The sequence below is a fragment of the Paraburkholderia lebeckiae genome (assembly GCF_014201005.1).
Taxonomy (GTDB): domain Bacteria; phylum Pseudomonadota; class Gammaproteobacteria; order Burkholderiales; family Burkholderiaceae; genus Paraburkholderia; species Paraburkholderia tuberum.
The window spans coordinates 302,531-314,249 of sequence record NZ_JACHDK010000002.1; the positions used below are offsets into that span (position 1 = coordinate 302,531).

Consider the following 11,719-nt stretch of genomic DNA (forward strand, 5'->3'; position numbering starts at 1 on the left):
CCCGCTTCGATCGCCGATTAGGCCGCCCGCGCAATGGCCGACGCGGGTCGTGTTTGCCCATCTTGATTGCCGCGAGCTTCGCGTTCCCAGCAAGGCGCTTCGGCGCTCTCGCCAACCGCATTGCCCACCAGAATCACCGCCGGACTGCCGAAGCCCGCGCCGAGCGCATCGGCGGCGAGCCGATCGAGCCGCGTCAACAGGCGCCGCTCGTCGCTGCCGCCGGCCCACTGTACGACCGCGGCCGGCGTTTCGGCCGGCAGGTGCGCGAGCAACGCAGCTGCGATGCCGTCGATGCGCCGCATGCCCATATAGATCGCGAGCGTCGTGCGCGTCGCGGCGAGCGCGGCCCAGTCCGGCTCGCCGTGATCTTCGGTGTGCGCGGTGACGAAGCTCACGCCGTGGCAATGCCGCCGATGCGTGAGCGAGATGCCGAGGCCCGCGGCGGCCGCGAAGCCCGACGAGACGCCGTTGACGATCTCGACCGCGAGGCCCGCGTCGCGCAGCACCGCGAGTTCCTCGCCCGCGCGACCGAACAGCAGCGCTTCGCCGCCTTTGACGCGCACCACGTGCAGCCCCTTCAGCGCATAACGCCGCATCAGCCGCTCGATGAACGCCTGCGGCGTCGAGCGGCAGCCGCCGCGTTTGCCGACGCGAATCACGCGCGCCTGCGGCGCGAGCGTCACGATGTCGGGATTGGCGAGGTCGTCGAGCAGCACTACGTCGGCGGCCGCGAGCGCCTTGACGGCCTTCAGCGTCAGCAAGTCGAGGTCGCCCGGGCCGGCGCTCAGCAGCGTGACCTTGCCGGTGTTGGTGTGCATGTTGGTGTCCTTATGCCGTTGGTTTCTGTCGGCCCGAAACGAAAACGGCGCCCGCCCGTGAAGATCACGAGGGGACGCCGTTGTCCATTGCATTGCCTGTCGACGGTTGAGTCTGCGCGTCGCGACGACGTTGCCGCGATGACGTTGCGCAAGAGCAATGCAAGGACCACGCCATCGATCCGATCAAGGCGCGCAAGCCGTTGCCACACATTGCGATTCACGCGGAAAACTTGACGAGGACCGCACGCCCGTGCGCCTTCGTTTCGCACGTCGACAGTGCTGCGTCGCACCATCCCTGTGCTTTGCCGCCTCAAAACGCGTCGCGCGCGGGTCCGGTCCGAAGCCGCGCGACTTGCCGCAAATCCCCGCCACACCGCGCTTTCCGGCGCATTTATCGAGATTGGCACAACCTTTGCGATAAGCGTTGCCATCGGACCAACGTGGGTTCGTCGCGCTTGCAACACAACTGCACGCGCCCGTAGCACCCAACAGGACAACGGCGTCCCCCGAATTCGGCCCCTCGGCTGGATTCGCGGGACGCCGTTTTTATTTCCGCACTCGCTTTCGCCAGACACCAGAGGACAGCGCGCTCATGAAAATCATCGTTATCGGTCACGGGATGGTCGGCCACAAACTGGTCGAATGCCTGGCGCAACAGGCCGCGCACGATCTCGACATCACGGTGCTGGGCGAAGAATCGCGACCGGCCTACGATCGCGTGCATCTGTCCGAATTCTTCTCGGGCAAGACCGCCGATGACCTGTCGCTCGTCGAGCCGGGCTTCTTCGAGCGCCACGACGTGCAACTGAAGCTGAACGCGCGGGCGGTCGCGGTCGATCGCGACGCGCACACGGTGACGGTCGCGACCGGCGAAACGCTGCCGTACGACCGCCTCGTGTTCGCGACCGGTTCCTATCCGTTCGTGCCGCCGGTGCCGGGCCGCGAGCGCGGCGACTGCTTCGTCTATCGAACCATCGACGATCTCGAAGCGATGCGCGAATGCGGCGCCCGCTCGAAAACGGGCACCGTTGTGGGCGGTGGCCTGCTCGGTCTCGAATGCGCGAAGGCGCTGCGCGACATGGGTCTGCAAACGCACGTGGTCGAATTCGCGCCGCGCCTGATGGCGGTGCAGGTCGACGACGGCGGCGGCCGCGTATTGCGCGGCCGGATCGAAGAGCTTGGCGTCACGGTGCACACGCAGAAGAACACGACGGCGATCGTCGACGGCGAAGCGGGCACGCACCGCATGCAGTTCGCCGACGGCAGCCATCTCGACACCGACATGATCGTGTTCTCCGCCGGCATCCGTCCGCGCGACGATCTCGCTCGCGCATGCGGCCTCGAACTCGGCGCGCGCGGCGGCATCGCCATCGACGACGCGTGCCGCACCAGCGATCCGCACATCTATGCGATCGGCGAATGCGCGCTGTGGCACGGCCAGCTGTTCGGGCTCGTCGCGCCCGGCTACGAGATGGCGCGCGTGGTCGCGAAGCAGTTGCTCGGCGACCCGGCCGAATTCGCGGGCGCCGACATGAGCACGAAGCTGAAGCTGATGGGCGTCGACGTCGCCAGCATCGGCGACGCGCACGGCAATACGCCGGGCAGCCGCACCTACCAGTTCAGCGACGAACGCAAGCAGATCTACAAGAAGCTCGTCGTGTCCGATTGCGGCAAGCATCTGCTCGGCGGCGTGATGGTCGGCGACGCGAGCGAATACGGCACGCTGCTGCAGATGATGCTGAACCGCATCGAGCTGCCAACTTCCCCCGAATTCCTGATCCTGCCGCAAGCGGACGGCAGCGCGAAGCCGGCGCTCGGCGTCGAGGCGTTGCCCGCGGCCGCGCAGATCTGCTCGTGCAACAACGTGTCGAAGGGCCAGCTGTGCGCAGCCGTGTGCGCGGGCGCGACCGACATCGGCGCGTTGAAGAGCGCGACCGGCGCGGGCACCTCGTGCGGCGGCTGCGTGCCGCTCGTCACGCAGGTGATGAAGGCCGAGATGAAGAAGCAGGGCCTCGCGGTGAACAACCACGTCTGCGAGCACTTCCCGTATTCTCGCCAGGAGCTGTATCACCTCGTGCGCGTCGAGGGAGTGCGCAGTTTCGGCGCGCTGCTCGCGAAGCATGGCCGCGGGCTCGGTTGCGACATCTGCAAGCCGGCGGTCGCGAGCATTCTCGCGTCGTGCTGGAACGAATTCGTGCTGAAGAAGGAGCACGCGTCGTTGCAGGACACCAACGACTACTACCTCGCGAACATCCAGCGCGACGGCACCTATTCGGTCGTGCCGCGCATGCCGGGCGGCGAAGTGACGCCCGACGGCCTGATCGCGGTCGCGCAGGTCGCGAAGAAATATGGCCTCTACACGAAGATCACCGGCGGCCAGCGTGTCGATCTGTTCGGCGCGCGCGTCGAGCAATTGCCGTCGATCTGGGAAGAGCTGATCGCGGCCGGCTTCGAATCGGGTCACGCGTACGGCAAATCGCTGCGTACGGTGAAGTCGTGCGTCGGCTCGACATGGTGCCGCTATGGCGTCGGCGATTCGGTCGGTCTCGCGGTCGAACTCGAGAATCGCTACAAGGGCCTGCGCACGCCGCACAAGATCAAGTTCGGCGTGTCCGGATGCACCCGCGAATGCGCGGAAGCGCAGGGCAAGGACGTCGGCGTGATCGCGACCGAGAAGGGCTGGAATCTGTACGTGTGCGGCAACGGCGGCATGAAGCCGCGTCACGCGGAACTGCTCGCCGCGGACCTCGATAAGGCGACGCTCGTGCGCTATATCGACCGCTTCCTGATGTTCTACGTGCGCACCGCCGACCGACTGCAACGCACCAGCGTGTGGCGCGACAACCTCGAAGGCGGGCTCGACTATCTGATCGACGTGGTCGTCAACGATCGCCTTGGCGTCGCCAACGAGCTCGAAGTGGAGATGCAGCATGTGGTCGACACGTACGAGTGCGAATGGAAAAAGGCCGTCACCGATCCCGAAACGCGCAAGCGCTTCCGCCATTTCGTCAACAGCGGCGAGTCCGACAGCAACGTCGCGTTCGTCGAGGAGCGCGGGCAGATCCGGCCGGCAACGCTCGCTGAGCGGCAGGTGCAGCGCATCGAGATTCCCGTTGTCGTCGAGACGGTTTGACCTCATCCGATTCACGCTTAACTCAGAAGGAGCCCAGTCATGAAGAACGAACGCTTGCCCCGCGCCTGGACCGCGATTTGCGCACTCGACGACATCGTGCCGAACACCGGCGTTTGCGCGCTCGTCAATGGCGAACAGGTGGCCGTGTTTCACGTCGATGGCGGCGAAGTCGAGTCGCCGGCCGAGCCCACGGTCTACGCGATCGAAAACTTCGATCCGGGTTCGCACGCGGCGGTGCTGTCGCGCGGAATCGTCGGCAGCCTCGGCGAGCGCATCGTGGTCGCGTCGCCGATCTACAAGCATCACTTCGATCTGCGCACCGGCGAATGCCTCGAAACGCCGTCGTATTCGGTCAGCGCATTTGCCACGCGCGTCGAAAACGGCCAGGTGTGGGTCGCCGCTTGAGGTAGCGGCCTTTGTCCATCGTTCTGATTTTTTAACCCGATCATTCGCGCATGTCTGCTACCAGCGTAAAGAGCGTGTGTCCGTATTGCGGCGTCGGCTGCGGCATGGTGTTGCACGTCGAGGACGGCCAGGTCGTGAAGATCGCTGGCGACAAGGAGCATCCGGCCAACTTTGGCCGGCTCTGCACCAAAGGGCAGTCGGCCCACGTCGCGCTGCGCAAGTCGGGTCGTCTCGAAGGCGCGTTCGTGCGTCGTGCGCGCGACGAAGACCCGGTGCCGCTGCCGATGGCGCAGGCGTTGAGCGATACCGCCGCGCGTCTGCGGCGCGTGCTCGACGAGCATGGTCCCGATGCGCTGTCGTTTTACGTGTCGGGGCAGATGTCGCTCGAAGCGCAGTATCTGGTCAACAAGCTCGCGAAGGGCTTTATCGGCACGAACAATATCGAAGCGAATTCGCGCCTGTGCATGGCGAGCGCGGCGAGCGGCTACAAGCTGTCGCTCGGCGCGGACGGTCCGCCCGGCTCGTACGAAGACTTCGATCACGCGGATCTGTTTTTCGTCAGCGGCGCGAATATGGCCGACTGCCACCCGATCCTGTTCCTGCGCATGATGGATCGCGTGAAGGCGGGCGCGAAGCTGATCGTCGTCGATCCGCGCCGCAACACGACCGCCGGGAAAGCCGATCTGTTCCTGCAGATCAAACCCGGCACCGACCTCGCGCTGATGAACGGTCTGCTGCATCTGCTGCACGAAAATGGCGCAACGGATGCGGCTTTTATCGCCGAACACACCGAAGGCTGGGACGCGATGCCCGCGTTTCTGGCCGGGTACACGCCGGAGAACGTCGCCCGCATCACGGGCCTCGCCGCCGCCGACATCCGTCGCGCCGCGCAGATGATCGCGTCGGCCAAAGAATGGATGAGTTGCTGGACGATGGGCCTGAACCAGAGCACGCACGGCACGTGGCACACCAACGCGCTGTGCAATCTGCATCTGGCGACGGGCCGCATCTGCCGGCGCGGCAGTGGACCGTTCTCGCTGACGGGTCAACCGAACGCGATGGGCGGCCGCGAAATGGGCTATATGGGCCCTGGTCTGCCGGGGCAGCGTTCGGCGCTGGTCGCCGCAGATCGCGCGTTCGTCGAATCACTGTGGGGCATCGCACCGGGCACGCTCAAAGCGGACGCGGGCAACGGCACGATCGACATGTTCGCGCGCATGGCCGCGGGCGACATCAAGGCGTGCTGGATCATCTGCACGAATCCGGTCGCGACCGTCGCGAACCGGCAGACCGCGATCGCCGGTTTGCGCGCGGCCGAACTCGTGATCGCGCAGGACGCGTTCCTCGATACCGAAACGAACCGCTACGCCGACGTGCTGCTGCCCGGCGCGCTGTGGGCCGAAGCCGAAGGCGTGATGGTCAATTCGGAGCGCAATCTGACACTGATGCAGCAGGCCATCGAACCGCCCGGCGCGGCGCTGCCCGACTGGCAGATCATCGCGCGCATCGCGTGTGAAATGGGCTTTGCCGATGCGTTCAGCTATGCGAGCGCCGACGAAGTGTTCGCCGAGCTTACGCGCGCGGCGAACCCCGCGACCGGCTACGACCTGCGCGGCGCGAGTCATCGCCGCTTGAAGGACGCGTCGCTGCAGTGGCCTATCGCGTCGGCCGATTCGTCCGAGCGCAATCCGCTTCGCTATCTGAATGACGGCGTGAGCCAGACGCTCAGAGAGTCTGAAGATGGCGGCCACCCGCGCATTGCTTTTCCGACCGCGAGCGGCAGGGCGAAGTTTTTCGCGCGTGCGTATCAGCCCGCGGCCGAGTTGCCCGATCGCGAGTTTCCGATCGTGTTGAACACGGGCCGTCTGCAGCATCAGTGGCACACGATGACCAAGACCGGCAAGGTCGCAATGCTGAACAAGCTGAACCCGGGACCCTTCGTCGAAATTCATCCGGACGACGCGGCCGAACTCGGGATTCGCGCGAAGGACGCGGTCGAGATCCGTTCGCGGCGCGGCCGCGCGGTCCTGCCCGCCGTGGTCACCGATCGTGTGAGCGCGGGTCAGTGCTTCGCGCCGATGCACTGGAACGACGTGTTCGGCGACGAGCTGTGCATCAATGCGGTGACCAACGACGCGGTCGATCCGGTTTCTCTGCAGCCCGAACTGAAAGTCTGCGCGGTCGCGCTGAGTCCGGTGACGGCGGATCGCGACGCGAGCACTCGCAATGACCGCGATGCGCTCTCTATCCCCGCCGACGCAGCGGTTTTAGCGCCCAGCGCCAAGGATCAACCCATGCCTCGTATCGAAGCCCTCACGACTTTGCTGCAATTGCCGCCCGAGCCCGCGCCCATGCCGTCGCTCAGCGATGCGGAGCGCGCGTATCTGGCGGGTTTCGTCAGTGGCCTGCGTTCGGCCGAAGCGCAAGGTCTCGCCAACGTGCCGGTGCTGCCGCACAGCGCACCGTTCGATGCGGTGAAGCGGCTCTATGTCGACGGTCTGCTTGCGGGGCTGTATAGCCGCAGCGCGACGATGGCCCAGACGTCAGCCGCTGCCTTGCCGCCGGATTCCACGCAACAGGAGGCACGCGAATCGGGCGTGCGCATCGTGCGCGTGCGGCCGAAGGTCACGCTGTTGTGGGCCTCGCAAACCGGCAACACCGAATCGCTGACCGAGCGTTACGCGACGCGTCTGATGGAATCGGGCTTCGAAATCCGCACCGCGTGCATGGCCGACTATTCGGTCGCGACGCTCGCGAAGGCGCAATACGTGCTGCTGATGACGAGCACGTTCGGCGACGGCGATGCGCCCGACAACGCGCAGGACTTCTGGACGCAACTGAACGCCGCCACGGCGCCGCGCCTCGACGGCGTGCGTTTCGCGGTGCTCGCGCTCGGCGATCGCAACTACGATCAGTTCTGCGGTCACGGCCGCCGTCTGGACGAGCGGCTCGCCGCGCAGGGCGCGCTGCGTCTGACCGAACGTGTCGATTGCGATATTGAATATCAGCAAAGCGCCGATGCATGGCTCGAACGCGTGATCGTCTGCATCAAGCAGGCGGATGCCGCGCTGTACGCGGTGCCGCCGGGCGGCATGATCAACGCGGTGGTGGGCGCGGTGCCGACCAGGGCGCGGCCGGCCGCGTCGCGCGTCGTCGGCAATTTGCGCCTGAACCGGCAGGGCGCCGCGAAGGATACGCGCTACGTGTCGCTGCAAACGGGCGAGACGAACCTCGAATACGAAGCGGGCGATGCGCTCGGCGTGTGGCCGAGCAACTGCCCCGAACTCGTCGACGAACTGATCACGCTGAGCGGTCTGCACGCGGAGGCATCGGTGCACGTCGCGGGTATCGGCGACATGCGGCTCGCCGATGCGCTCGGCAAGCACTACGAGATCGCGCGGCCGAGCGCCGAGGCGCTCGCGTTCGTCGCCGCGCGCAGCGGCAACGGCGCGCTGGGCGATCTGCTCGCGCCCGAACGCAAGGCGGATCTGAAGCAATGGCTGTGGGGACAGCAGCTCGCCGACGTATTGCACGAGTTTCCCGTGAGCCTCTCGGCCGCCGAGCTGACCGGCATGCTGAAACGCCTGCAGCCGCGTCTGTATTCGATCGCATCGAGCCCGAAGGCGCATCCGGGCGAAGTGCATCTGACGGTATCGGCGGTGCGTTACAGCAACGGACGGCGGCACCGCAAGGGCGTGTCGTCGACGTTTCTCGCGGATCGCGCAAGCGACACCGACGTGCCCGTGTTCGTGCAGAAGTCCGCGCACTTTCGTCCTCCTCATCAATCTGACACGCCGATGATCATGGTCGGGCCGGGCACCGGCATCGCACCGTTTCGCGGCTTTCTGCACGAACGGCAGGCACGCGGCGAACGCGGACGCAACTGGCTGTTCTTCGGCGAACAGCATGCCGCGACCGACTTCTACTATCGCGACGAACTCGAAGCGATGCGCGCGAGCGGTCTGCTGACCCGGCTCGACGTCGCGTTCTCGCGTGACCAGGCCGACAAGATCTATGTGCAGGACCGCATGCGCGAACACGGTGCGCAACTGTGGGCATGGCTCGAAGACGGTGCGCATTTCTATGTATGCGGCGACGCGAACCAGATGGCGCGCGATGTCGATGCGGCGCTGAAGGACGTCATCACGACTCACGGTGGCATGAGCGAAGAGAAGGCACTCGAATACGTGAGCCGTCTGACGCGCGAAAAGCGTTATGCACGCGACGTGTATTGAGCCGCCGATGCGTTTCAGAAGATGCCTTTAAAAAGGCCTCGCAACAGACCGCACGATGGCATGACGCTTGCATGTCGAGTCCCAGTGAAAACTCTGGGCGACTTGCCGGCGCAAAACAGAAGTAACGCAGCAACTGGACTACCCGGCATTTTATTTACTGAGGATCTCTGATGAAAAACGTGATGCACTCCCTGCGAAGCGGTGATTGGCGCGCACTCGTCGCCTGCTTTCTGTATTTCGACACGGGCTTCACCGTCTGGGTGCTGTATGGGCCGCTCGCGCCGTTCATCAGCAAGAGCATCGCGATGACGCCCGCGCAGCAGGGGCTGCTCGTCGCGGTGCCGGTGTTGTCCGCGGCGATTCTGCGCGTGACGCTCGGCAATCTGTATCAATCCGCGCACGGCAAACGCATTGCGTTGATGGGCGTGCTGCTGTCGGCGGTGCCGACGATCGTGCTGCCGTTGCTGCAATCGGTGCCGTCGTACGAAATGCTGCTGGTGCTCGGCGTGTTCCTCGGCGTCGGCGGCGCCAGCTTCGCGGTCGCGCTGCCGATGGCCGGCAGCAACTATCCGCCGAAAGTGCAGGGCCTCGTCTTGGGGCTGGCCGCGGCCGGCAACATCGGCGCCGTGCTCGACGGCTTTCTGTTCCCGCAACTGGCGACCCGTTTCGGTTGGCAACTCGCCGCGGGCGGCGCCTTGCCGCTGCTCGCGATCGCTGCGATCACGCTGTACTTCTGGGCCAACGACGCGGGCGTCAAAACCGGCAGCGTGCTGCGCGCCTTCGGCGGTTTCGCGACGACGCTGGTCGGCCTGATCGCTCTCGTGCTGCTCGTCGAAGCGGGGCTATTCGGCGCGGGCAAGACCGGCGTGCTGCTGCTGCCGGTGATCGGTGCGCTGCTGGCGATCGCGGTGCTGCCGCAACGCTACCGCTCGGTGCTCGCCGAGCGCGATACGTGGGTCATCATGCTCGTCTATAGCATCACGTTCGGCGGTTTCGTCGGCATGTCCTCGTATGTATCGCTGCTGCTGACCAACCTGTATCAACTGTCGAAAATCGACGCGGGCCTGTTCATGGCGCTGCTCGCCGCGACCGGCGCGATGGTGCGCCCGCTCGGCGGCCTGATTGCCGACCGAGTGTCGGGCGTGCGCGCGCTGACCGTGCTGCTGGCGATCATCGCGGTTTGCGATTTCCTGTTCGCGGCGGCGATGCCGTCGCTCGCGGGCGGCATTGCGTTGCTGCTGTGCCTGTATGTCGCGTTCGGACTCGGCAATGGCGCGACGTTCCAGCTCGTGCCGCATCGCTGGGCCGGCCGCACCGGGCTGATGTCCGGCATCGTCGGGGCGGCGGGCGGCATCGGCGGCTTCTATCTGCCGGTCGTGATGGGCATCGCGAAGGAGAGCACCGGCAGCTATCAAATGGGCTTCGCGACGTTCGGCACACTGTCTGCTTGCGCGTTCCTTGCGATCGTCGCGCTGCGCCGGCCGTGGATGGCGTGGTCGATGCAAACCGGCGTCATGCATGCGCATGCGACGGAGTAAGGCGCGGCGTGCGGCGTTCGGTCGTGCCGGCGCCGCACGCATCATGGTCTGAATAAAGCGCAGTCGAATGCTTGCATATCGGTCGCGGTGTTTGTAATATGCAGCCAGGAGGCTGCATATGAACTCATCGACCGATCGCATCGAAAAGCAGATTCTGTTGAAGGCGCCGCGCTCGCGCGTCTGGCGCGCGCTGGCCAACGCCGAGGAATTCGGCAATTGGTTCGGCGTGAACCTCATCGGCAAGCAGTTCGTCGCGGGGCAATCCACGCAGGGGCACATCACCTATCCGGGCTACGAGCATTTAGTGATGGACGTGCTGGTCGAGCGTGTCGAGCCCGAGCATCATCTGTCGTGGCGCTGGCATCCGGCCGCGATCGACATCACGATCGACTACACGCCGGAGCCGACCACGCTCGTGGAATTCGATCTGAGCGACGTCGAGTCCGGCACGCTGCTGCGCGTCGTCGAATCGGGCTTCGACCAGTTGCCGATCGGGCGCCGCGCGGAAGCGTTCCGGCTGAACGACAGCGGCTGGGAGCAGCAGATGGTCAACGTCGAGCGATATGTCGGCGCGAGCTAAGGCGGCTTCCATGAGGGCGGCCCCCGCGAGGGCCGGCCTCAAGGCGGCGACACTGCGCAGTTCGGCGGCGGTGTTCGCGGCGCTCGGTGACGAGACGCGTCTGCGTCTCGTCGCGGCGTTGTGCGCGGGCAGTGCGATGTCGATCGCACAGCTGACGGCCGGCACCGAAATCACGCGGCAGTCGGTCACGCAGCATCTGCAGGTGCTGGCCGACGCGGGCCTCGTGCATGACGTGAAGGTCGGACGCGAGCGCCTGTGGGCATTCGAGCCCGCGCATCTCGACGCGGCACGCCGCGCGCTCGACGCGATTTCGCGGCAGTGGGATCAGGCGCTGCTGAAGCTGAAGACGATGGTCGAAGAATGAAGGGCGGGCGTCCGTGGTGATTGCACGAACCGAGCCGGCACGCGGATTGGCCGCCTGCCGGTAGGCTGTGCGCGCCGGCGGGTGTCGCATTTTTTACCGACTGCAAGCGGCGCATCGTGCACGTAAGCGCGGAACAACGCAAAAAGGGGCCAAAAAATTGGCCCCCAATCCGCTGTAAATAAGGAAGAAAAACGAGCCCGCGCCTAATCGGCGATCCGCTTGTCGGCCAGCGCGCTCTGGCAATCGGCCAGAACCTGCCGGACGAGCCGGGCTTGCGGGTCGAGTTCGTCGGTATCGAGAATTTCTTCAACCGCGTCGCGCGCCCAGTCGGTATCGACGAAGCGCGCGTGGCGCCGCGCGATTTCGACCGCGGTGGCCGACAGCTTCGCGACGCACAGCCAGTCGGCTTCGCGCGCGCGGCGGTCGAGCCACTTGTGCGCGGACTGCACGTGAAACGCCGCGTCGGGCCAGTCTTCGTTCAGATAATAAGCGCCGAGGCTCCCGCATGTGAGCCAGCACAACAGCTCCAGGCGGTCACGGGGACTCAGGTGTTGGCGTACATCACTCATGGCGACGCTCGCTGCAGTAAATGGCTTCCCGGTGAGGCCGGCGGGCGCCGTCCTCCGCTTATTACACACATTAGCAT

8 protein-coding genes are annotated in these 11,719 nt (G+C 65.6%); 6 read left to right on the plus strand and 2 right to left on the minus strand.

What is annotated here, in order from left to right; genetic code table 11:
• Positions 1-17 precede the first annotated feature (17 nt).
• Positions 18-818, minus strand: coding sequence for a uroporphyrinogen-III C-methyltransferase (gene cobA, locus HDG39_RS04660; RefSeq protein WP_184003628.1), 801 nt, complete (start codon positions 816-818; stop codon positions 18-20).
• Positions 819-1,410: 592 nt separating this feature from the next.
• On the opposite strand from cobA, the gene nirB reads away from it, so the two are divergent.
• The 6 genes from nirB to HDG39_RS04690 all read left to right on the plus strand — a co-directional run bounded on the left by nirB (position 1,411) and on the right by HDG39_RS04690 (position 11,073).
• The gene (gene nirB / locus HDG39_RS04665) at positions 1,411-3,951 is read left to right on the plus strand and encodes a nitrite reductase large subunit NirB (RefSeq protein ID WP_184003630.1); all 2,541 of its coding nucleotides are present in this window, start codon (positions 1,411-1,413) and stop codon (positions 3,949-3,951) included.
• Positions 3,952-3,990: 39 nt separating this feature from the next.
• On the plus strand, positions 3,991-4,356 hold the full coding sequence (gene nirD / locus HDG39_RS04670; protein ID WP_184003632.1) for a nitrite reductase small subunit NirD: 366 nt from the start codon (positions 3,991-3,993) through the stop codon (positions 4,354-4,356).
• A gap of 50 nt (positions 4,357-4,406) precedes the next feature.
• Positions 4,407-8,591 carry a bifunctional nitrate reductase/sulfite reductase flavoprotein subunit alpha gene (locus HDG39_RS04675; RefSeq protein ID WP_184003634.1) on the plus strand — a complete coding sequence of 1,395 codons (4,185 nt, stop codon included), beginning with the start codon at positions 4,407-4,409 and terminating at the stop codon, positions 8,589-8,591.
• Positions 8,592-8,761: 170 nt separating this feature from the next.
• Positions 8,762-10,129, plus strand: a complete 1,368-nt coding sequence (locus HDG39_RS04680) for an MFS transporter (protein WP_184003636.1) — start codon at positions 8,762-8,764, stop codon at positions 10,127-10,129.
• A gap of 118 nt (positions 10,130-10,247) precedes the next feature.
• Positions 10,248-10,709 (plus strand): SRPBCC family protein, encoded by a 462-nt coding sequence (locus tag HDG39_RS04685; protein ID WP_184003638.1) that lies wholly within the window; start codon positions 10,248-10,250, stop codon positions 10,707-10,709.
• A complete protein-coding gene (locus HDG39_RS04690; RefSeq protein WP_184003640.1) occupies positions 10,693-11,073 on the plus strand; it encodes an ArsR/SmtB family transcription factor in 381 nt (126 codons plus the stop codon). Before HDG39_RS04685 ends, HDG39_RS04690 begins: the two co-directional genes overlap by 17 nt.
• A 203-nt stretch (positions 11,074-11,276) precedes the next feature.
• Here HDG39_RS04690 and HDG39_RS04695 read toward each other — a convergent pair whose 3' ends face one another.
• The gene (locus tag HDG39_RS04695) at positions 11,277-11,642 is read right to left on the minus strand and encodes a hypothetical protein (RefSeq protein WP_184003642.1); all 366 of its coding nucleotides are present in this window, start codon (positions 11,640-11,642) and stop codon (positions 11,277-11,279) included.
• Between the last annotated feature and the right edge of the window lie 77 nt (positions 11,643-11,719).

Coding starts and splice junctions, on each gene's coding strand:
- nirD (WP_184003632.1), top strand. CDS start 3,991: ATGAAGAACGAACGCTTGCCCCGCGCCTGGACCGCGATTTGCGCACTC.
- HDG39_RS04690 (WP_184003640.1), top strand. CDS start 10,693: ATGTCGGCGCGAGCTAAGGCGGCTTCCATGAGGGCGGCCCCCGCGAGG.
- HDG39_RS04685 (WP_184003638.1), top strand. CDS start 10,248: ATGAACTCATCGACCGATCGCATCGAAAAGCAGATTCTGTTGAAGGCG.
- HDG39_RS04680 (WP_184003636.1), top strand. CDS start 8,762: ATGAAAAACGTGATGCACTCCCTGCGAAGCGGTGATTGGCGCGCACTC.
- HDG39_RS04675 (WP_184003634.1), top strand. CDS start 4,407: ATGTCTGCTACCAGCGTAAAGAGCGTGTGTCCGTATTGCGGCGTCGGC.
- nirB (WP_184003630.1), top strand. CDS start 1,411: ATGAAAATCATCGTTATCGGTCACGGGATGGTCGGCCACAAACTGGTC.
- cobA (WP_184003628.1), bottom strand. CDS start 818: ATGCACACCAACACCGGCAAGGTCACGCTGCTGAGCGCCGGCCCGGGC.
- HDG39_RS04695 (WP_184003642.1), bottom strand. CDS start 11,642: ATGAGTGATGTACGCCAACACCTGAGTCCCCGTGACCGCCTGGAGCTG.